We start from the raw sequence: 21,343 nt of genomic DNA, 5'->3' as shown, positions 1-21,343 counted from the left end.
GGACCTGGAGCCTGCCCATGCGCGTCAAAGTCGAGCTGGATGCCCGTAGGTGTCCAGCGCGTACGAGGCCGCCAGGGACGCTGAACCTATCTCGGTCAGCCCACTGATGATGTGCTGGGTGTAGGGAAAAGCAGGGTCTTCATCCAGCACTCTCTCCGACACCAACAGCCCTTCTTTCACAAGCACGTCTATCGCCAACACACAGCGCACGATGGACGGAAAGTTTGGCTGGCCGCGCACCAGTTGCATGTATATCTGACCGCATGTCAGCTTTCGCGGCGCACCGCCGCGTGGCTTTCCATCACTTAATAACCAGACCGCTTTTAAAATGGCCAGATCCACCTCGAGAGGGTCTGTAAGCTCTGAGCTGAATCCAAAGCCGGGTAACAGAAAGGGACGCGCTTGGGATGTCACAGTTAAACCTCTGAGTGTCATTAGCCTGAACCACCGCACTTATTCACCCTGGACGCTTTTCTTACCTGTAGGCATGAGCAGCGTGGCACGCCCGAATTCTTCACAAGGCGACAGGACGGCGAGCACTTTTATGGCCCGACTACTTTAACACCGCTGAAAACAGAGCTCTCACTCTGTTTTTCAGAAAGATTTTTTATAGCTGATAACTGAGAATGTACAGCAGAAATAACCAATAAATACTTTTAAATCAGATAAAATCAATATTAATTTTAAATAAATTAAAAACACACGATAAAAACAAATCAAATATTTAACTTCATTTTTTTGCCGCCACAGAACTTTAAGCTCACACTGCTGACTTACTGTCTGCAGCCTGTAGTAAACCTCCACGCGCTGACACTTCTTCGTTACCCACTTCTATTTGGAGATTCTCCCGATGGCTAGAAGCTTGCTGCCTCTTGCTGCCATTTTTCTGATGGGCCTCACCACACTTTCTGTATCAGCCGCCGAAAACAAAAATCCCCTGCCGTCGACATCGAGTGATGTGCGCGTGGAAGTCGAGGCCAAACGCGAGCAGATCACTGGCGCCGAAAGCGCTACAAAAAGCCAGTCGACAGGCGCGCAGACGGTGCTGGACGCCCCGGTCGTGACCGACGACGCCCCAACGACCGATGACGAGAAATGAGTCTTCGTTTGATACGCAGCACACACCCTATCGAACGAATTCAGGAGTAGCTCCATGTCCATGATCAAACAAGGCTTAGGCCTGAGTCTGCTTGCGTTGAGCATTGCTCAGGCAGGCACCGTAATGGCTGTCACCCCGATGACGGGCAATGAGGTCGAAGCGCGGGTTGGCGCGATGCTCGACAACATGACCCAGTCGGAAAAAATCAACTTCTCGCGCGTCGATGACGGACGCATGATTCCCAAGCTGGACAAGTTCAACCTGCAAGGCACAGTCGCCTACGACTCGGCCATGGGCGTGCTGGTCGGCGGCAAGACCTTCGGTGCGCAGTACCCGTCACCTTCGGCATTGGCCGCGACCTGGAGCATCAACCGGGCCAAGGAATTCGGTCTGGCGATTGGTTACGAAACCCGGATCGCTGGCGGTCAGCAAATGCTGTCTCCGGCCATCAACCTCTATCGCACCCCGTTCAACGGGCGCTCCGCCGAGTACATGAGTGGTGAAGATCCATTCCTCGGCGCAGTGTTGGCTCCGGCCGTCACTAACGGTATTCAGGTTCAGGGTGTTCAGTCTGCCGCCAAGCATTACCTGATGAACGAGCAAGAGGCGAACCGGCACTATCTGGACGTCAAAATTGACGAGCGCGCCATGCAGGAACTGTATCTGCCCGGCTTCGAATCGCTGGTCAAGAACTCGAACATTGCCTCGATCATGTGCGGTTACAACAAGATCAATGGCGAATATGCCTGTGAGAATCATCACCTGATCACTGACATCCTGAAAGGCCAGTGGGGCTTCCAGGGCAACGTGATGAGTGACTTCAACTCGGTTCAGGACGCGTTCAAAGGCGCCTGGGCAGGCACCGATATCGACATGCCAAGCGGCCTGCAATTCACTGAAGCCAAGTTGCTGCCCTATGTCTGGAACGGCCAACTGCATCAGAGCGTGATCGACGACAAAGTCCGCAGGAATCTCAGGGCACTGGTCAGCTACGGCTTTGACAAGGGCATCAACAAGGCTCAGCCTCTGGAGCACCGCGAGTACGGCCAACTGGCTGCGCTGAACGTCGCGAGGGAGTCGATTGTGCTCCTGCGCAACGAACCCGTAGACGGGCAGAAACCTCTGCTGCCACTGCCGAAAACGGCGAAGATCGCTGTCATCGGCGACCTGGCAATGCAGCCACCGACTGCGCCATTCGGTACCGCTTACTCAGCGCCTGCCAGCTATGTAACCGAACTCAGCGGCCTCAAGCAGCTGGCGTCGAGCACAAGCAATGTCGATTACCTGCCGCAGATGAGCCTCGATCCGAAATCGTCGGTCTGGTATCAGCCGGGTACGGGTAAAGGCAAAGGGAAAGAAGCCATCAGCAACACGGGTGTGAAAGCCGAGTACTACGCTAACACCACGTTGTCCGGCGATCCTGTTGCAACCCGCATCGAGCCAGGCCTCAACCTGAGCTGGATCACCAACACCAACGTAACCGACAGCGGCACCAGCGCGGTAACCGGTTACAACCCGGCACCGGGCGCGTTCTCGGCTCGCTTCACCAGCAAGATCAAACCTACCATCACCGGCCCGCACGTCTTCAAAGTCCGTGCCGATGGTGCCTACAAGCTCTGGATCAACGACGAGCTGGTGGTTGAGGATGAAGACAAGCAGGTTTCATTCGACCTGATTCCTGTGGTGCCACGTACCGTCAAGACTGTCGCGCTGAAAGCCGGCACCGAGTACAACGTGCGCCTGGAATATCGTCGACTCAAAGGCAATTACACCCCGGTGCTGGGCGGCATGAATGGCGTGCAATTGAGCTGGGCGTCGCTGCGTCCACCGACCAATCTGGCTGACTATGACGCAGTCGTGGTGGCAGCGGGCAGCAACTTCGAATACGAAGGCGAGTCCCTTGATCACCCGTTCGAACTGCCGCAATTTCAGTCTGAGTTGATCAGCTTCGTGCAGAGAGCCAACCCTAAAACCATCGTCGTGATGCACGGCGGCGGCGGTATGGATATGCAACCGTGGGCAACCAAGGTTGCTGCTTCCCTGCACGCCTGGTTCCCGGGTCAGCAAGGCGGTCAGGCACTGGCGGAAATCCTGTACGGCAAGGTCAACCCATCTGGCAAGCTGCCTATCACGCTGGACAAGAAAGTGCAGGACAACCCGAGCTTCGCCTCGTACTCCGATCCGGCACCGTACTACTTCAGCAGCCCTAAACCGCCGACTGAAATGACCTACAGCGAAGGCCTGTATCTGGGCTACCGCGGTTACGACAAGAACCATGCGAAGCCGCTCTACCCGTTCGGTTTCGGGATGTCGTACACGACATACCAATACAGCGACCTGAAGCTGTCGAGCAACGTTCTTGCACCTGGCGCAACCATCAAGGCCACGTTCACCGTGACCAACACGGGCGACAAGCCTGGTTTCGAAGTCGCTCAGCTGTATGTGCAGCCTTCAAAGCCACAAGTTGATCGTCCGGAAAAAGAGCTGAAGGGCTTCTCCAAGGTTTACCTGAAGCCGGGCGAAAGCAAAACCGTAACGATCCCGCTGGACTCCCGTTCGTTCGCCTACTATTCGCCTGACGCTGTCAGCTGGATCGTAGACCCGGGCAAGTTCAAGGTTCTGGTGGGCAAGGATTCGGAAGACCTGGCACTGAACCGCACCGTCGTCGCGCTGTATGGCGAGAAATTATCGACGCGTGAATCCAACCCTCTCCCGATTCCGCTGCGCAACGCAGTTCAGGTCAAGCCAGAACAGGCTTACTGAGTCACCTTCAAAAAGGCTTGATCGGTGGTTGCAACAACCACCGGTTACTGACCATCGAGCGGCCGTACTCAGTCGAGTCCGGCCTGCTTGAGGTCTGACGCCAAACGCTCAAGAAACCTCGCAAAAGCACGCTCGATCGGTACGTAATCGGGGGAGCGTAGCCATTGAATCTGCATTCCGTCCATCATCGACGCAATCTCAAGACTGACCTGCTTCACATCGGTGTCCGCGCGAATTTCGCCCGCTTCGATCAGCAGATTGAGTTGAGCGTTAATGTGGCCATGCACAATCTCAAAGCGTTCGCTGAACCACCGGTTGGCCGGGTGAGTCACGGACAGGCTTTCTGTGTTGATGATCATCAACGCCTGACTGACAGCAGCGTCTTCGGTACTGAACTTCATGATGAACTGCAGAAACGCTAAAAACCCGTCCAGCGACGCAACCTCATCAGCTTCCTGTAACCGGGATGCGATGTACTGATCCCGATGCTGCAAGACGGCGTGCAACAACGCGAGCTTATTAGGAAAGTGATGTAGCAACCCGACTTGCGATATGCCCGCGACCTTGGCAACGTTGGTCAGCGTAGCGCCCGCAAACCCGTCCCTGGCAAAAATCACCATGGCGGCCTGAATGATTTCCAGCTTGCGCATATCCCCTTTGGGGATGTGGCGACGCTTGGGAGGCGCGACCGGGTCAGGAATGGGAGTATTTTTTGGCATTTGAATAGCACTGTCCGTTGCGCAAATATGAAACCTGTCAGCGTATGGATTTCGCGCTGAAGCGTTCACTTATAGGCCAAACAGTACCCATAGAGAAATTTTCGGAAAATTCATCAGCGATGCACCAATGGATGTAACCCTACGCCCATGCAGTACGGGTGAAAAGCGTCCAGAACTGCACGTAGATCCAGTCGGTCGCGGAACATACCATGTGCCCTTGAAGCTGACAAATACACCACCGTTCGTAATACATGACCACAAAGGACTGCCCTCCATGGAAACACGCAAGGTTCGAATCACAGGCGAACATCTTCTGTCGGATAACTGGTATCTGCTGAAAAATATCGAGTTCGAAATGCCGCGCCGGGACGGCAGTTGGCAGGCAGTCACCCGCGAGGTATACGACAGGGGCAATGGTGCCACGATCGGGCTTTACAACCTGGCAAAACGGACGGTTATTCTCACTCGGCAATTTCGCATCCCGGCTTTCGTCAACGGGCACGATGGTTACTTGATCGAAGCGGCTGCGGGCCTGCTGGATAACGCCAGTCCCGAAGAGCGAATCCGCCTGGAAGCCGAAGAGGAAACCGGTTACCGGGTCAAATCGGTGCGCAAAATCTATGACGCGTTCATGAGCCCGGGCTCAGTCACCGAGCGCCTGCATTTCTTTGTCGGGGAATACCAGCCGGAAGATCGCATCAATGACGGTGGTGGACTGGTTGAAGAAGGCGAGGACATCGAAGTGCTGGAACTGCCCTTCGATCTGGCGCTGGAGATGGTCGACGACGGCCGGATCATGGACGGCAAAACCATTATCCTTCTGCAGTACATCAAACAGCTCATGCCTCCCTCTTCCGGCCTGATGATTCTGGTGGCAGGCCCTTACCGTTCGGGCACCGGCGATGACCCCGCCTTGCTGGAAGCCAATGTACAGGCCATGCAAGCAGCCGCCGCAGAACTGCTGAGTGCCGGGCACTTCCCGATGGTCGCAGAATGGGTCGCGCTACCTTTGGTGCAACTGGCGGGTTCCAAAAGCATCGGTGACGAAGTGTTCCAGAAGCATTTCCATGAATACGCGAAAAAGCTGCTGCAACGCTGTGACGGCGTATTGCGCATCGGCGGCCCTTCCGAGGGCGCGGACCTGATGGTTGAACTGGCTCAGCAGCGGGGCTTGGCGGTGTATCGCGGCCTTGATGAGGTTCCACATATTCAATAAGGGGCTGAAAACATTGGGCCTTTAGGCCCTCACCGAGGTTACGAGGCCAGCGATGGCGGCGTGTCTGACACACCGCCATCGCAGCCGTCGTGACCTCCGACAGCTCCTACAGAGGCCGGAGCGTGCACTCCATCTGTAGGAGCTGCCGAAGGCTGCGATTGCGGTGTATCTGACACAGCGCTATCGCAGCCGTCGTGACCTCCGACAGCTCCTACAGAGGCCGAAGCGTGCACTCCATCTGTAGGAGCTGCCGAAGGCTGCGATTGCGGTGTATCTGACACACCGCTATCGCAGCCGTCGTGACCTCCGACAGCTCCTACAGAGGCCGGAGCGTGCACTCCATCTGTAGGAGCTGCCGAAGGCTGCGATTGCGGTGTATCTGACACAACGCCATCGCAGCCGTCGTGACCTCCGACAGCTCCTACAGAGGCCGAAGCGTGCACTCCATCTGTAGGAGCTGCCGAAGGCTGCGATTGCGGTGTATCAGACACAGCGCCATCGCAGCCGTCGTGACCTCCGACAGCTCCTACAGAGCCGAAGCGTGCACTCCATCTGTAGGAGCTGCCGAAGGCTGCGATTGCGGTATATCTGACACAACGCCATCGCAGCCGTCGTGACCTCCGACAACCCCTACATAGGCCGAAGCGTGCACTCCATCTGTAGGAGCTGCCGAAGGCTGCGATTGCGGTGTATCTGACACACCGCTATCGCAGCCGTCGTGACCTCCGATGTTGTGGCTCAATATTTATGGACCATGATGTAGGAGTATCAACCTAAGGAAGCATCATGGGATTTCGGGTCGTTACAGCCGAAGAAAAAGCCGAGGCTATTCGCCTTGTCGTTGAGTTGAATTACTCAGTGCCTAAAGCGTGTGAGCAGACTGGCGTAGGGCCTACCGCGTTGCGGCGCTGGGTTTCACGGTGGCGCAAGGAGCAGGTAGGAGCCGCGCAAACTACCCGGCCTCAGGATCAAGATCTCATCGACTCGCTGCAGGCCAGATTGGCACTGCTGGAGGCCGAGAACGATGTTTTAAAAAAGCAGTTGCCCTCTCATCTAAAGGTGCTGTTTGGCCGAAGAAAATGATTGAGGGCGCTACAAAGAAGCTGTCGGTTCGACGCTTGTGCTGCGTACTGAGCATACCTCGCAGCAGTTATTACGCCATGCGTCGGCCTCGAGCTAAACGCAGTATCGAGCCGCAGTTAGAGAAGAAGATCCGGCTTTTGCACAAAGAACATCGAGGCGCGCTGGGCAGTCGCGGATTTGTTAAAGCGCTGAAGGCACAAGGCGTCCAAATGGGGCGTCATCGTATGCGCAGCTTGATGAAGAGTCTGGGTTTGGTGAGGCGTCGGGCACAGCATGCGCACTATCGACGGGCTACCAAACCGTCCAACATTGCGCCCAATGTGCTGGCACGACGCTTTAACCCTGAACATCCCAACACGTTCTGGGCGGGAGACATTACCTATATCCGTGTCGGTGGTAGTTGGCTGTACCTGGCAATTGTGATGGATCTTTTCTCGCGCAGGATCGTTGGCTGGGCGTTTTCAAGGACGGCCGATACCGAGCTTTCATTGCAGGCTTTACGACTTGCGGTGGGGCTGCGCCGACCTTCTTCCGAGCTGGTGTTTCACTCGGATCAGGGATGCCAATACACCGCTGACCGCTTCGTTAGCTATCTGGCCGAGAAGCAAATCGTGCAGAGCATGAGTCGGCGCGGAAACTGTTGGGACAATGCGGTAGTGGAACGCTACTTCCGATCACAGAAACACGATTGGTCACCTGAGAACGGTTACTCGAATCACTTCGAGGCAGAACGAGACGTGATGGATTTTATTGCTCACTACAACCATCGACGTTGCCACTCTGCCTCGAATAACCTGCCGCCAGCTGTTTTCGAAAAACTGGCGGCCTAACACTCCTACGGAACGGTCCAAAAAAACTGGACCATTACACGACAGCTCCTACAGAGGCCGAAGCGTGCACTCCATCTGTAGGAGCTGCCGAAGGCTGCGATTGCGGTGTATCTGACACACCGCTATCGCAGCCGTCGTGACCTCCGACAGCTCCTACAGAGGCCGAAGCGTGCACTCCATCTGTAGGAGCTGCCGAAGGCTGCGATTGCGGTGTATCTGACACACCGCTATCGCAGCCGTCGTGACCTCCGACAGCTCCTACAGAGGCCGAAGCGTGCACTCCATCTGTAGGAGCTGCCGAAGGCTGCGATTGGGATATGTCAGACACACCGCCATCGCTGGCCTCGTAACCTCGGTGAGCTTCTACAAGATTGATTTGAAATGCCCTTAAACCAACACCTCCTGCCGATACTCAAGTGGCGTACAGCCAAACTCTCGACGGAATACGGTGTGCAAATACTGCGCAGATTTGAAACCGCAATTGCGTGCCGTGTCTGCAATGGTCGAGTCGGTGTTCTTCAGGCCATTGGCCGCTGCCTCAAGTTTGAAGCGCAGGATTTCGTCATGCACGCTGCAGCCCCGCGCCTGGCGAAAGTGCGACTCCAGCGATGAACGCGACACACCCACGTAAGCCGCGACTTGCGCGGTCTTGATGCCCTGGCAGGCATATTGGCGAATGAACAGCAGCGCTTGCATCACATAAGGATCCCCTAACGGCTGGTGCAGGCTCGATACCTGGACGTTGATCGAGTCCGGCGGAATCAGAATGTGCGTGCCCTTGGCTGGCATGCCGTGCAGCATTTGATGCAGCAATTGCGCGGCCGTGCGCCCCATGGTTTCGGTGCCCTGGCTGACGGAGCTCAAAGGCACGCGGGTCAGGCTACGCGTGAGCGGATCGTTATCGATGCCGATCAGCGCCACCTGCTCCGGAACAGAAATCCCCGCCGTCAGACAGGCCTGCAACAATTGCCGTGCGCGGGCGTCACTGACGGCAATGATGCCGATGGGTTTAGGCAGGCTGTGCAGCCACGCGATCTGCTGCTCGACGGCGCTGTTCCAGAGTGGCGCACTGGTGCCCATGCCGCGGTAAATCTCGCCGTGCAGGCCATCGCGCTGCAACAGCTTGCGAAAAGCTTTTTCCCGCTCCTGAGCCCAACGATTGGCTTGCGCTTCAGGCAGGCTGAAGCAGGCAAAACGGGTCAGTCCGGCTTCGATCAGGTGCTCATACGCCAGCGTCATCAGCGCCTGATTATCAGTGGCGACGTAAGGAATACCTTGCGGATAGTCACGCTCGTTTTCATATGAACCTCCGACCGCTACCACCGGCAACCTGATCCCGGCCAGCGCCTCGCCAATCATCGGGTCATCGAAGTCGGCAATGATCCCGTCGCCCTGCCAGCGCTCGATACCTTTCAGGCGGCAGAGAAAGTCCTCCTCCAGAAACAAATCCCAGGAGGCGCGAGTACTGCTCAAGTAGTTGCCGATACCGCTGATGATGCCGCGGTCGTAGATTTTGCCGCCGTTGAACAACAGTGCAACGCGGTGAACAGGCGGTACGGTTTTCATTGTTGTTGTCCTGGGCCGGCCCGAGGTTATCGAAACAGACTAGGCGCGGCGCCGCAGAATCTCAATACGCAAAATCGCACTCCGTGTTGATGATTTTCATAATCGGGAGCAACTGGACCGTTGCTAGTATCGAAGCACCGACAAGAGCAATCGATTAGAACAACCGATAAAAACAAAAAGGACATTGCGAATGCCATATTTCCCCGATATCGACCGAATTCGCTACGAAGGCCCCGACAGCGATTCGCCCCTCGCCTTTCGCCACTACGATGCGAACAAAATCATCATGGGCAAGCCGATGCGCGAGCACCTGCGCATGGCGGCCTGTTACTGGCACACGTTCGTCTGGCCCGGCTCCGACGTGTTCGGCGCAGGCACCTTCAAACGCCCATGGCAGCGCCCCGGCGACCCGCTGGAAGTGGCGATGGGCAAGGCGGAGGCGGCATTCGAGTTCTTCACCAAACTGGGCATCGACTACTACTGCTTTCACGACACCGATGTCGCCCCGGAAGGCAGCTCGCTCAAGGAATACCGCAATAATTTTGCGCAAATGGTCGACCATCTGGAGCGCCATCAAGAGCGAAGCGGCATCAAGCTTTTGTGGGGCACCGCCAATTGCTTCAGCAATCCGCGCTTTGCTGCTGGCGCTGCGAGCAATCCTGATCCGGAAGTCTTCGCCTGTGCCGCTGCGCAGGTGTTCAGCGCCATGAACGCAACCCAGCGTCTCGGTGGCGCCAACTACGTGTTATGGGGCGGACGCGAGGGCTACGAAACGCTCCTCAATACGGACTTGAAACGCGAGCGCGAGCAGCTGGGCCGCTTTATGCGCATGGTGGTTGAGCACAAGCACCAGATCAATTTCAAAGGCGACCTGCTGATCGAGCCCAAACCGCAGGAGCCGACCAAACACCAATACGATTACGACAGCGCCACCGTGTTTGGCTTTTTGCAGCAGTTCGGCCTGGAAAACGAAATCAAGGTCAACATCGAGGCCAACCACGCGACCCTGGCCGGTCATAGCTTTCATCACGAAATCGCGACGGCTGCCTCTTTAGGGATTTTCGGCAGCATCGATGCCAACCGCGGCGACCCACAAAACGGCTGGGACACTGACCAATTCCCCAACAGCGTCGAGGAAATGACCCTCGCCACTTACGAAATCCTCAAAGCGGGCGGGTTCCAAAACGGCGGCTTCAACTTCGACTCCAAGGTGCGTCGTCAGAGCCTGGACGAAGTCGATCTGTTCCACGGGCATGTGGCGGCGATGGATGTTCTCGCCCTGTCCCTCGAACGCGCAGCAACCATGCTGGAGAACGACCGGCTTCAGCACTTCAAGGACCAACGCTACGCGGGCTGGCAGCAGCCATTGGGCCAGGGAGTGCTGGCGGGCGAGTTCACCCTTCAGTCACTGGCCGAACATGCCTTTGCCAAAGAGCTTAATCCGCAAGCCGTCAGCGGCAGGCAGGAAATGCTCGAAAACGTTGTTAACCAGTTCATTTATCGCTGATCGCAATCGAGGTCTACGGGCACCGCAATCCGGTTACATTCGCGCGACAAATCTGTGCTCGCGGTGCCTCGCGACTCTCTACAGTTCTACCAGCACGATATTCATCGTCAGGCAGTCGCTTCTAAAAACAACAATAAAAGGACGCACCACTATGAAGAATTTTAAACGCACGCTACTGGTTGGCGCTTTAGCGCTGCTGTCTGTTCCGGCCATGGCCGACCCTGCTCATCCGAAAATCGGCTTTTCCATCGATGACCTGCGCCTGGAACGCTGGTCCCGCGACCGCGATTACTTTGTCGCGGCGGCGGAAAAAATGGATGCCAAGGTCTTTGTACAATCGGCCGATGCCAACGAGCAGAAGCAGATTTCGCAGATCGAGAACCTCATTTCCCGTGGCGTCGATGTCATCGTAATCGTGCCGTTCAATGCCACAGTGCTGACCAACGCAGTGGCCGAGGCGAAGAAAGCCGGGATCAAGGTCGTGTCCTATGACCGGTTGATTCTCAATGCTGACATTGACGCGTACATCTCCTTCGATAACGAAAAGGTGGGTGAGATGCAGGCCAGCGGCGTGTTGAAAGCAGCGCCCAAGGGTAATTACTTTTTGCTCGGCGGCGCGCCGACCGACAACAACGCGAAAGTGCTGCGCGAAGGCCAGATGAAGGTGTTGCAGCCAGCGATCGACAAGGGCGATATCAAAATCGTCGGCCAGCAGTGGGTCAAAGAGTGGAACCCGACTGAAGCGCTGAGCATCGTCGAGAACGCCCTGACCCGTAACGACAACAAGATCGACGGCATCGTTGCCTCCAACGACGCCACCGCAGGCGGTGCCATCCAGGCACTGGCCGCACAGAAGCTGGCGGGCAAGGTGCCTATTTCGGGTCAGGATGCCGACCTCGCAGCGGTCAAGCGTGTGATCGATGGCACGCAGACCATGACTGTCTACAAGCCGCTGAAACTCATCGCCTCCGAAGCGGCCAAGCTCTCGGTGCAACTGGCGCGCAATGAAAAACCCACCTACAGCTCGCAGTACGACAACGGCAGCAAGAAAGTCGACACCATCCTGCTCACGCCGACCCCATTGACCAAGGACAACATTGATCTGCTGGAAAAAGACGGGTTTTACACCAAGGCGCAGATTGAGGGTAAGTGATCTGAGCGTAAACCTCGCTCCGATCAAAAAATGCATTCCTTTGGATTGAAATGCATTTTCTGTAGGAGCTGCCGAAGGCTGCGAAGGCATCCGTCCTGACACACCGCCATCGCAACCTTCGGCAGCTCCTACAGAAACCGTGTCTGCCTGCACCCGCTTATTTTGAGCATTCGCCATGTCCGAATACCTGCTGCAAATGAATGGCATCGTCAAAACGTTCGACGGGGTAAAAGCCCTCAACGGCATTGATATCAATGTCAGGCCAGGAGAATGCGTCGGCCTGTGTGGCGAAAATGGCGCGGGTAAATCCACGCTGATGAAAGTGCTGTCGGCGGTCTATCCGCATGGCACCTGGAAAGGCGAAATTCTCTGGGACGGTCAGCCGCTGAAAGCACAGTCGATCAGCGAAACCGAAGCGGCCGGGATCGTGATCATTCACCAGGAACTGACCTTGGTACCCGATCTGTCGGTGACCGAGAACATCTTTATGGGCCATGAGATGACCCTGTTCGGCGGGCGCATGAATTACCCCGCCATGACCCACCGCGCCGAAGCCCTGATGCGCGAGCTGAAAGTTCCGGACATGAACGTTTCGCTGCCGGTTTCCCAATACGGCGGCGGCTATCAGCAACTGGTGGAAATCGCCAAAGCGCTGAACAAGCAGGCGCGGCTGTTGATCCTTGATGAGCCCTCGTCAGCCTTGACCCGTTCTGAGATCGAGGTACTGCTGGATATCATCCACGACCTCAAGTCCAAAGGCGTTGCATGCGTCTACATCTCTCACAAACTCGATGAAGTCGCCGCTGTATGCGACACCATTTCAGTGATCCGTGACGGCAAACACATCGCCACCACCGCGATGGCAGACATGGACATTGCCCGGATCATCACCCAGATGGTCGGGCGTGAAATGAGCAACCTGTACCCCACCGAACCCCATGACATTGGCGAAGTGATTTTCGAGGCGCGCCATATCACCTGCTACGACGTCGACAATCCAAAGCGCAAACGTGTCGACGATATTTCATTCGCCCTCAAGCGTGGCGAGATACTCGGCATCGCCGGGCTGGTCGGCGCAGGCCGCACGGAACTGGTCTCGGCATTATTCGGTGCCTACCCCGGCCGCCACGAGGGCGAAGCCTGGCTGGACGGAAAACTCGTCGACACCCGCACGCCGCTGAAATCCATTCGTGCCGGACTGTGCATGGTCCCCGAAGATCGCAAGCGCCAGGGCATCATTCCCGATCTGGGGGTCGGCCAAAACATCACCCTCGCAGTGCTGGACTCATACTCCAGACTGACCCGCATTGACGCCGAAGCCGAACTGGACAGCATCGACAAGGAAATCTCGCGCATGCACCTCAAGACCGCGAGCCCGTTCCTGCCGATCACCAGCCTGTCGGGCGGCAATCAGCAAAAAGCCGTCCTGGCGAAAATGCTGCTGACCCAGCCCCGAGTGCTGATTCTCGATGAGCCCACCCGAGGCGTGGATGTGGGCGCCAAATACGAGATCTACAAATTGATGGGAGCGCTGGCGGCCGCGGGCGTGTCGATCATCATGGTGTCTTCGGAGCTGGCCGAAGTACTCGGCGTCTCCGACCGGGTGCTGGTCATCGGCGAAGGCCAGCTACGGGGTGACTTCATCAACCACAACCTCACTCAGGAGCAGTTACTCGCCGCAGCCCTCAGTCAAACCGCTGACCCTAACAACAATAATGATCGGAAGTCCGCGTAGATGAATCAGGTCAAACAGCTCTTCACACGCTACAAAATGCTTGCGCTGGTCATCGCCGTGGCGGTCATCTGGCTGTTCTTCAGTTGGCAGACCGACGGTGGATTCCTGACCCCGCGCAATCTTTCCAACTTGCTGCGGCAAATGTCCATCACGGGAATACTTGCCTGCGGCATGGTGCTGGTGATCATCAGTGGCGAAATCGACCTGTCGGTCGGATCATTGCTCGGGCTGCTCGGTGGACTGGCGGCCATTCTTGACGTGGTTTATCACATCCCACTGTTGGCCAACCTGAGCCTCGTCGCGCTGTGCGGGCTGATGATTGGCCTTGCCAATGGCTACATGACGGCGTACCTGCGCATCCCGTCGTTCATCGTCGGTCTGGGCGGCATGCTGGCGTTCCGCGGCATTCTGCTGGGCATTACCGGCGGCACAACTATCGCCCCGGTCTCGCCGGAACTGGTGTACGTCGGTCAGGGATATCTGCCGCATTCGGTCGGAACGGGACTGGGCATCGTGCTGTTCGCGCTGACGCTTTACCTGACCTGGAAACAACGTCGCAATCGCGCCGTCCACGGTCTGGCGGCACATTCATTGGTGCGGGACGTCTTGCGTGTCGTGTTGATCGGCGCGGTGCTGGCCGGATTCGTCCAGACCCTCAACAGCTACGACGGCATCCCGGTGCCGGTGCTGCTCTTGCTGGTCCTTTTGGGTGTGTTCAGTTACGTCACCAGCCAGACCGTGTTCGGCCGACGGGTTTATTCGGTGGGCAGCAATATGGAGGCGACGCGGCTGTCCGGCATCAATGTGCAGGCCGTCAAACTGTGGATCTTCGGGATTATGGGCGTGATGTGTGCGCTAGCCGGCATGGTCAACACCGCACGCCTGGCGGCGGGCTCGCCTTCTGCCGGAAGCATGGGCGAACTCGACGCCATCGCCGCCTGCTTCATCGGCGGCACCTCGATGCGCGGCGGCTCCGGCACCGTTTACGGCGCGCTGCTCGGTGCACTGGTCATCACAAGTCTGGACAACGGCATGTCCATGCTCGACGTGGACAGCTACTGGCAGATGATCGTCAAAGGCAGCATTCTGGTATTGGCGGTTTGGGTGGATGTCAGTACCCGGATGGGGCGGCGTTGATCGCGCATGTGGCTTGAAATGCATTCCCGGTAGGAGCCAACTTGTTGGCGAGGCTTAATTCCTGACGATGCAGGCCTGACGTCTCGCCAACAAGTTGGCCTACAGGTCAACCGTTTGGCCTATCACGAGGCATTACGCCTCAATGCGCACCCAACTCACGAATATTCGCCTTCAATTCCTGGAAGTCATACTCGGACAAGCCGACGTAATCGAGTACCAGGTGGCTGATGGAGTTCCACTCATGATCGGCGCTTTCCTTGCCCAGTATCCGGTAGGACTCGCAGATGTGTTCGGCCATTTTCAGAATCGCCAGCAGATTCTTCACCTGACTGTGCTGTCCCGAATCATCACTGAACACCGCGTAGGCGTTGTGATGCCGGGCGATGGTCGTTGACATGTGTTCCGGCAACCGCCAGGCCTTTGCGGTGTAGTAACCCACGACGGCGTGGTTGGTGTTGAAGGCTTTGTTTTCCACGTCGACGATGCGCTGCTGGTCACTGGCGCCCGCGTACCCCTGCTCCAGCACCGACATGTAGCCCGGGAATTTCTTGTACATCAATGGCACGCCGCAATCATGGAACAGGCCCAGGGCGTAGGCTTCATCGACGGCCTGCGAGCCAAGCCGTTTGGCCAGCGCCAGACACGTCATGGCGATGTCTTGCGCGGTGTCCCAGAAGCGGTTGAGGGTCACGATGGACTCATCGTTCATGCCGCCGCGAATGGACAAGCCGTTGACGATGTTGATCACCGAACGACTGCCCAACAGATTCACAGCGCGCTGAATCGACGAGATCCGGTTGCTCAAACCGAAGTAGCTGGAGTTGACGATCTTGAGCAGCGCCCCTGCAATACCGGGGTCCTGGGAAATCAAGCGGGCGATCTCGGCCAGATCGGGGTCCGGCATGTACTGCTCGATCTGCAGGTCCACCAGGATCTGTGGTTGCGGCGGCACGATGATGCCCTGCAAGGCCTGTTTGACTTTCTCGTCGGTAAACTCGGGCTCTGATGACATACGCTTCCCTGGACACTCACTCAATACGTGATATGGCCCGACTCTAGCGAATAGAAAAGACATTTGCGATGGGGCATTGCCTGATTGACAAAGCCACCGGCTACTGACGATGGTTGTGTAACTGATACCACTCGACAAAAAACCCGGCCATGAATGGAAAAAAGTTCGTTAAGCCGTTGTTTTCCCGTAGTCTCGGCACACATAACCTTACACAGCAACTACTCGGGATTGTCAGCACTCCAACTTACTTATGCGTACATTTTTCACTATTGCTTTTGGCTTCGTACTCACGGCTGCGCTTGTCGGCTACGGCTTCTGGACTGAGCAGCGTCCTGTGGGACACTACTTGTCCGACCTGCGAATCAAACTCGTGGTCGACGAAGGACAACCCAGTGAGCGCGGCAATCTGCTCGGCATTCAGCCGGAACTGTTCCCCGCCGATTATCAAAGTATCCAGCGCCTGCATCGCAAACTGGCAGCCTATCTGCAACAGGCTCGCGAGCAGGGTTTGATCAACAGCCGAACCATCGTCGTGCTGCCCGAACATGTGGGCACCTGGCTGGTTGCCAGTGGCGAGAAAAACGAGGTTTATCAGGCTGCCAGCATGGACGAAGCGCTGACCTGGATATCCCTGAGCAATCCGCTGAAATTCCTCGGTGCACTGCTTGGCGCCAAAGGTGACAGTCGGCTCGACGACGCCCACTTGCGCATGAAAGCCCCCGGTATGGCCGAGCAGTATCAAACTCTGTTCGGCGGTCTGGCCAAAGAGTTCGGCGTCACGCTGGTCGCAGGCTCCATCGTGCTGCCTGAGCCGGCCATCGACAACGGGAAACTGAAGCTCGGCAGCGGCCCGCTCTATAACAGCAGCGTGACGTTCGGCAGCGACGGCCAACCCCTCGGTCAGCCGCAACGGCAGTTGTTCCCGATGGCTTATCAACGCCGCTACGTGCACCCGGCCACTGACCTGAATGTACTCGACACTCCCGCTGGAAAGCTGGGCATATTGATTGGCAGCGACAGCTGGTACCCCGGCAATTACGCCAGCCTGAATAAACTGGGCGTCGAGCTGATTGCAGTGCCCGCCTTTGTCATTGGCACCGGCCACTGGGCCAGCCCGTGGCGCGGCTATCGCACCCCGGACCTGATCGGCGCAACAGGGCTGAACACCGGCAATATCACCGAGGGTGAAGCGTGGCAGCGTCTGACCCTGACCAGTCATGCACCGCTCAGCACCGCCAAAGCCGGAGTCAGTGTGTTCATGCGCGGTCAGCTATGGGATCAAGGCAGCTCGGGACACAGCTTCGCCAGCCGTGACGGCCAGCACATCGTCGAGCCATCGCCGGATGACAAGGCCCACCTGGGCGCACGCCTGATCAATATCTGGTTATGAGCATGACCCCATCACCCACTCGTCTTGGTGATCTGTCGGTGGGGTTTGTTCACAGCCTGGCCAATGCGGTGCGCAGTTTCGGGCAGGATCCGCAACCGTTGCTGGAGCAGTACGGCCTGGATCAGGCAAGACTGGCCGAAGCCGGGGCGCGCTTGTCCATTCCGCGTTACATGCGCCTGGGTCATGCCGCGATTCAACTCACCGGCCAGCCAAGCCTTGGTTTGCGCATGGGCCGTTCAAGCCATATCAGCCAGTGCGGTCTGGCAGGTGTGACCGCGGCGCAAGCCCCCAACGTCCGCGAGGCCGCTCGCACGCTGATCCGCTTTGAGGCGCTGTACGGTTCCAATTATCGCGGCCAGTCGAGCTTTCACGAAGACGCAGAAGGTGCCTGGTTGCGGTTCTATTCGATCAGCCCGTACAACGGCTATAACCGCTTCGTGGTGGACTCGATCATCGCCAGCTGGCTGCAGCAACTGTCCAGCCTTAGCGAAACTGAAGTGCGAGCGGAAAAGATCGAGATTGAGTTTGATGCGCCCGACTATGCCACCGAATATGCCGACCTGAGCGCACAGCCCATTACCTTCGCCGCCGCCACCAATCAGCTGCGTCTGAACCAGCACACGTTGAGCCTGCGCAACCCGCAGCATTGCCCCAGTACCTGGACCCATCTGCTGCAGCTGTGTGAAAAAGAACTTGAGCAACTGACCCGCACCCGCAGCTTGCGAGAGCGCATCACCCGTCTGCTCGGGCCTTTACTCAATGGTGGGAGCGAACCGGATCTGGAGGAGATTGCTGCCAGACTGAAACTACCCGCCTGGACTTTGCGCCGCAAACTGGCCGAGGAAGGTACGGGCTTTCGCACTATCCTCAACGATACGCGGCGTGATCTGGCGATGACGTATATACGCGACACCGAGCTGGCATTCGGGGAGATTGCCTACTTGCTCGGCTTCGCGTCCGCTGAAGCGTTTCAACGAGCCTTCAAGCGCTGGACCAGCCAGACGCCTGGCGAATTTCGGCGTAGCCAGCGTGGGCAGGGTTGAATAATCCGCCCGGCAAATACTGACCTGTAGGAGCTGCCGAAGGCTGCGATAGCAGTATGTCAGGAAATTTGCTTTCGCAGCCTTCGGCAGCTCCTACAGAAAAGAAGTCTGCTCAAACACTCACAACTCAGTCGCATCATCCGCTGGCTCTGGCGGATCTAGTTCAAACGCTTGGTATTCCAGCAGTTCTTCTTGATAGTCGTCCATAACGCGTGCCCTCTTGGCTGTTCTTTAAATGACGTCATTCACTGACCACTGCCCTCACCATAAAGTGCCAAGGTGAAGGAAAAATGACCTGATCATTAAGATACGAAGCGCTCCGATAAGGATTTAGCTTTGCCTGTCTTGACTTGCAAAGAGCATCCGCAATAGTCTTCAAGCATGAACGTAACCAAGCATTTCGCCGGCCAGATTATTATTACCGCCATTCCAGTCATGGCGGGTTAGCCGACGCGTGCACCCAACCCGCCCAAGAGGCGGGTTTTTCTTGTCTCCTGGGCTAAAAAAGCAAACCGGGAGTCAGACATGATCAGCATTCAAACCGCCCTCTTCGCTTCTCAGGCTCAGCGCATCGCCCTCCATCACAAGGGGCCGACGCGATGACTGACCTGCTTAATCACTACGCCCGCAAAATACTCAACTCACGTGTCTACGACGTGGCCGTGGAAACCCCCTTGCAGGGCGCTCGTCAGTTGTCCGAGCGGCTTGGCAATCAGGTGCTGCTCAAGCGCGAAGACTTGCAGCCGGTGTTCTCGTTCAAGATTCGTGGCGCGTACAACAAACTGGCGCAGCTAAGCCCGGAAGAACTGGCCCGTGGCGTAGTGACAGCGTCGGCAGGCAACCACGCGCAAGGTCTGGCACTGGCGGCGAAAACCCTGGGCGTCGAAGCCACTATCGTGATGCCCAAGACCACGCCTGAAATCAAAGTCGAAGGCGTGCGTTCCCGGGGTGGCAAAGTGGTACTGCACGGCGATTCCTTCCCTGAAGCACTGGCTCATTCGCTGAAACTCGTCGAAGAAATGGGCTTCGTTTACATCCATCCCTATGACGACCCCGACACGATTGCCGGGCAAGGCACCGTGGCCATGGAGATTCTGCGCCGGCATCAAGGGCCGCTGGACGCGATTTTCGTCCCGGTGGGCGGTGGCGGTTTGATCGCCGGTATCGCGGCTTACGTGAAATACCTGCGGCCGGAGATCAAGGTCATCGGTGTCGAGCCGGATGATTCCAACTGCCTGCAGCAAGCCATGGCGTACGGCGAACGCGTTGTGCTGCAGCAGGTCGGTCTGTTTGCGGACGGCGTGGCTGTGGCGCAAATTGGTGAGTACACCTTCGACATCTGCAGGCACTACGTCGACGAAGTGATCACGGTCAGCACCGATGAAATCTGCGCGGCGATCAAGGACATTTACGACGACACCCGCTCGATCACCGAGCCGTCAGGGGCCCTGGCGGTGGCGGGGATCAAAAAGTATGTCGAGCAGGAAGCCGTCAGCGGCCAGACCTTCGTCGCCATCGACTCAGGTGCCAACGTCAACTTCGACCGTTTGCGTCATGTGGCCGAGCGCGCCGAACTGGGTGAAGGCCGCGAAGCCATCATCGCCGTGACCATTCCCGAGCAACCGGGCAGCTTCAAGGCGTTCTGCGAGGCCATCGGCAAGCGCCAGATCACCGAATTCAACTACCGTTATCACACCGACCGCGAGGCGCACATTTTCGTCGGCGTACAGACGCATCCCTATACCGACCCACGGAAAGATCTGATCACCAGCCTCACCGAGCAGGGCTTCCCGGTGATTGACCTGACCGACAACGAACTGGCCAAACTGCACATTCGACATATGGTTGGGGGGCATGCCGAGCGGGTCAGCGACGAAGTGGTGTTCCGCTTCGAATTCCCGGAGCGTCCGGGTGCGCTGTTCAACTTCCTGAACAAGCTGGGCGGCCAGTGGACGATTTCGATGTTCCATTACCGTAACCATGGCGCGGCGGATGGTCGTGTGGTCGCGGGGCTGGTGGTGCCAGAGGATGAACGGCATCTGGTCCCGGCGGCACTGGCCGAGATTGGCTACCCGTATTGGGATGAGAGCAAGAATCCGGCGTATAAGCTGTTTTTGGGGTAGGACTGATACGCGCAGGTCTATTCCATGTGGGAGCCGGGCTTGCCCGCGATATATGAGACGCAGGTAGTCGAAATACCGCGTTATCGTTTATCGCGGGCAAGCCCGGCTCCCACATAAGCGATATGTCTGCTGGTTATTGCGCTGGAGCGACTTCCGGCTCGGCTTGCGGGGCCTCCTCCGCAGGCGCAGGAGCCGGTTCAGCCTGAATCGACTCTGCCGGTGCTGCCGGTGCAGGCACTGGCTGACTGGATTCAACTGCAGGCGCAGGTGTCGGCTCTGCTACCGGGGCGGGAGCGGCTGCAGGTGCCGGCTCAACCAATGCTGCCGGTTTCGGCGCAGGCACCGTTTGCTCAGGCACGCCCAGCGCAGCTTTCGGGGTTTCTTTGATGTTGGCGACTTTCTTCACCTCAGGCGGCATGAAGTTGTCCACCAGCGTAAAGAAGCGATCGTAGAACTTGTCCGAAGCCACCGTCTCGCTCGCGACCTTGACCATCGAGTCGTCGGTAGAGCCGATCGGCATCGACACCGAACCCAGCACGCCAACACCCAGGCTGGCAGAGTTGTTGGTCTTCTTCAGCGCGTAACGATCCTGAAGGGCGTTGGCAAATACGGTCGAGCTCTTGTCCGTGGCGTCATCAGCAGCACAAACCACATTGAAGCTGATCTGCATGTGAGTCTCGCCGGTTTGCTGGAAGCTCTTGTTACCGCTGATCATCTTCGGGTCATTGCTGGTGATGATGTAGCCCTGGCTCAGCAAGGCGCGACGCGCCGCTTCGCAAGAGGCTGAATCACTGACCGGGTAAGTCCTCGAAAACGTCCCCGCGTCGTCAAAATTCTCGTGCTCGTAGACTGCGGTTTTTTTCGAGGAACAGCCCACGACTGCCAACAAGGCAATGGCGCAGCATGCGGTACGAAAGTTAACTAAGTTAGGCATCAAGGATCCTGGGTAGAAACGGTCCGCAAGACG

General features: G+C 57.3%; 17 protein-coding genes. 12 read left to right on the top strand and 5 right to left on the bottom strand.

Going from position 1 to position 21,343, the window contains the following annotated elements:
• Positions 1–24: 24 nt before the first annotated feature.
• Complete coding sequence (locus K3169_RS09560) at positions 25–342, bottom strand: hypothetical protein (protein ID WP_099269657.1); 318 nt, start codon at positions 340–342, stop codon at positions 25–27.
• A 508-nt stretch (positions 343–850) separates the two neighbouring features.
• On the opposite strand from K3169_RS09560, the gene K3169_RS09555 reads away from it, so the two are divergent.
• A complete protein-coding gene (locus K3169_RS09555) occupies positions 851–1,099 on the top strand; it encodes a hypothetical protein (RefSeq protein ID WP_027901776.1) in 249 nt (82 codons plus the stop codon).
• Positions 1,100–1,159: 60 nt separating this feature from the next.
• On the top strand, positions 1,160–3,862 hold the full coding sequence (locus tag K3169_RS09550) for a beta-glucosidase (RefSeq protein WP_027901775.1): 2,703 nt from the start codon (positions 1,160–1,162) through the stop codon (positions 3,860–3,862).
• A 68-nt stretch (positions 3,863–3,930) separates the two neighbouring features.
• Here K3169_RS09550 and K3169_RS09545 read toward each other — a convergent pair whose 3' ends face one another.
• Positions 3,931–4,581, bottom strand: a complete 651-nt coding sequence (locus K3169_RS09545) for a TetR/AcrR family transcriptional regulator (RefSeq protein ID WP_027901774.1) — start codon at positions 4,579–4,581, stop codon at positions 3,931–3,933.
• Between the two features lie 274 nt (positions 4,582–4,855).
• On the opposite strand from K3169_RS09545, the gene K3169_RS09540 reads away from it, so the two are divergent.
• From K3169_RS09540 to K3169_RS09530, 3 genes are all read left to right on the top strand, one after another.
• Positions 4,856–5,797: an ADP-ribose pyrophosphatase gene (locus tag K3169_RS09540; protein ID WP_027901773.1), complete on the top strand. Its 942-nt coding sequence runs from the start codon at positions 4,856–4,858 to the stop codon at positions 5,795–5,797.
• Positions 5,798–6,583: 786 nt separating this feature from the next.
• Entirely contained in the window at positions 6,584–6,880 is a 297-nt protein-coding gene (locus K3169_RS09535; protein WP_095096866.1) for a transposase, read from the top strand.
• Entirely contained in the window at positions 6,796–7,710 is a 915-nt protein-coding gene (locus K3169_RS09530; RefSeq protein WP_231677976.1) for an IS3 family transposase, read from the top strand. The genes K3169_RS09535 and K3169_RS09530 overlap by 85 nt, the downstream gene beginning before the upstream one ends.
• A 387-nt stretch (positions 7,711–8,097) precedes the next feature.
• On the opposite strand, the gene K3169_RS09525 is transcribed toward K3169_RS09530, so the two are convergent.
• On the bottom strand, positions 8,098–9,276 hold the full coding sequence (locus K3169_RS09525) for a XylR family transcriptional regulator (RefSeq protein WP_263271204.1): 1,179 nt from the start codon (positions 9,274–9,276) through the stop codon (positions 8,098–8,100).
• Between the two features lie 190 nt (positions 9,277–9,466).
• On the opposite strand from K3169_RS09525, the gene xylA reads away from it, so the two are divergent.
• The 4 genes from xylA to K3169_RS09505 all read left to right on the top strand — a co-directional run bounded on the left by xylA (position 9,467) and on the right by K3169_RS09505 (position 14,808).
• A complete protein-coding gene (xylA, locus tag K3169_RS09520) occupies positions 9,467–10,783 on the top strand; it encodes a xylose isomerase (protein ID WP_263271202.1) in 1,317 nt (438 codons plus the stop codon).
• A 151-nt stretch (positions 10,784–10,934) separates the two neighbouring features.
• On the top strand, positions 10,935–11,936 hold the full coding sequence (gene xylF, locus K3169_RS09515) for a D-xylose ABC transporter substrate-binding protein (RefSeq protein ID WP_263271201.1): 1,002 nt from the start codon (positions 10,935–10,937) through the stop codon (positions 11,934–11,936).
• A 175-nt stretch (positions 11,937–12,111) separates the two neighbouring features.
• Positions 12,112–13,671 carry a D-xylose ABC transporter ATP-binding protein gene (gene xylG, locus K3169_RS09510; RefSeq protein WP_263271200.1) on the top strand — a complete coding sequence of 520 codons (1,560 nt, stop codon included), beginning with the start codon at positions 12,112–12,114 and terminating at the stop codon, positions 13,669–13,671.
• On the top strand, positions 13,672–14,808 hold the full coding sequence (locus tag K3169_RS09505) for a sugar ABC transporter permease (protein WP_231676787.1): 1,137 nt from the start codon (positions 13,672–13,674) through the stop codon (positions 14,806–14,808). It abuts the gene before it with no gap.
• 139 nt (positions 14,809–14,947) lie between these two features.
• Here K3169_RS09505 and K3169_RS09500 read toward each other — a convergent pair whose 3' ends face one another.
• A complete protein-coding gene (locus K3169_RS09500) occupies positions 14,948–15,820 on the bottom strand; it encodes an HDOD domain-containing protein (protein ID WP_027901767.1) in 873 nt (290 codons plus the stop codon).
• Between the two features lie 250 nt (positions 15,821–16,070).
• Here K3169_RS09500 and K3169_RS09495 point away from each other — a divergent pair, with 250 nt between their 5' ends.
• From K3169_RS09495 to ilvA, 3 genes are all read left to right on the top strand, one after another.
• Positions 16,071–17,210 carry a carbon-nitrogen hydrolase family protein gene (locus tag K3169_RS09495; RefSeq protein WP_122397558.1) on the top strand — a complete coding sequence of 380 codons (1,140 nt, stop codon included), beginning with the start codon at positions 16,071–16,073 and terminating at the stop codon, positions 17,208–17,210.
• Positions 17,211–17,212: 2 nt separating this feature from the next.
• A complete protein-coding gene (locus K3169_RS09490; protein ID WP_231676786.1) occupies positions 17,213–18,253 on the top strand; it encodes an AraC family transcriptional regulator in 1,041 nt (346 codons plus the stop codon).
• Between the two features lie 599 nt (positions 18,254–18,852).
• Positions 18,853–20,376: a threonine ammonia-lyase, biosynthetic gene (gene ilvA, locus K3169_RS09485; protein ID WP_263271198.1), complete on the top strand. Its 1,524-nt coding sequence runs from the start codon at positions 18,853–18,855 to the stop codon at positions 20,374–20,376.
• Between the two features lie 133 nt (positions 20,377–20,509).
• On the opposite strand, the gene K3169_RS09480 is transcribed toward ilvA, so the two are convergent.
• Positions 20,510–21,310, bottom strand: coding sequence for a DUF2242 domain-containing protein (locus K3169_RS09480; protein WP_263271196.1), 801 nt, complete (start codon positions 21,308–21,310; stop codon positions 20,510–20,512).
• Positions 21,311–21,343: the final 33 nt, after the last annotated feature.

The sequence above is a fragment of the Pseudomonas phytophila genome (assembly GCF_025643095.1).
In the GTDB taxonomy this organism is placed as follows: domain Bacteria; phylum Pseudomonadota; class Gammaproteobacteria; order Pseudomonadales; family Pseudomonadaceae; genus Aquipseudomonas; species Aquipseudomonas quasicaspiana.
Note: the sequence above shows the minus strand (reverse complement) of the source record. Positions and strands in the feature narration are given on the sequence as shown.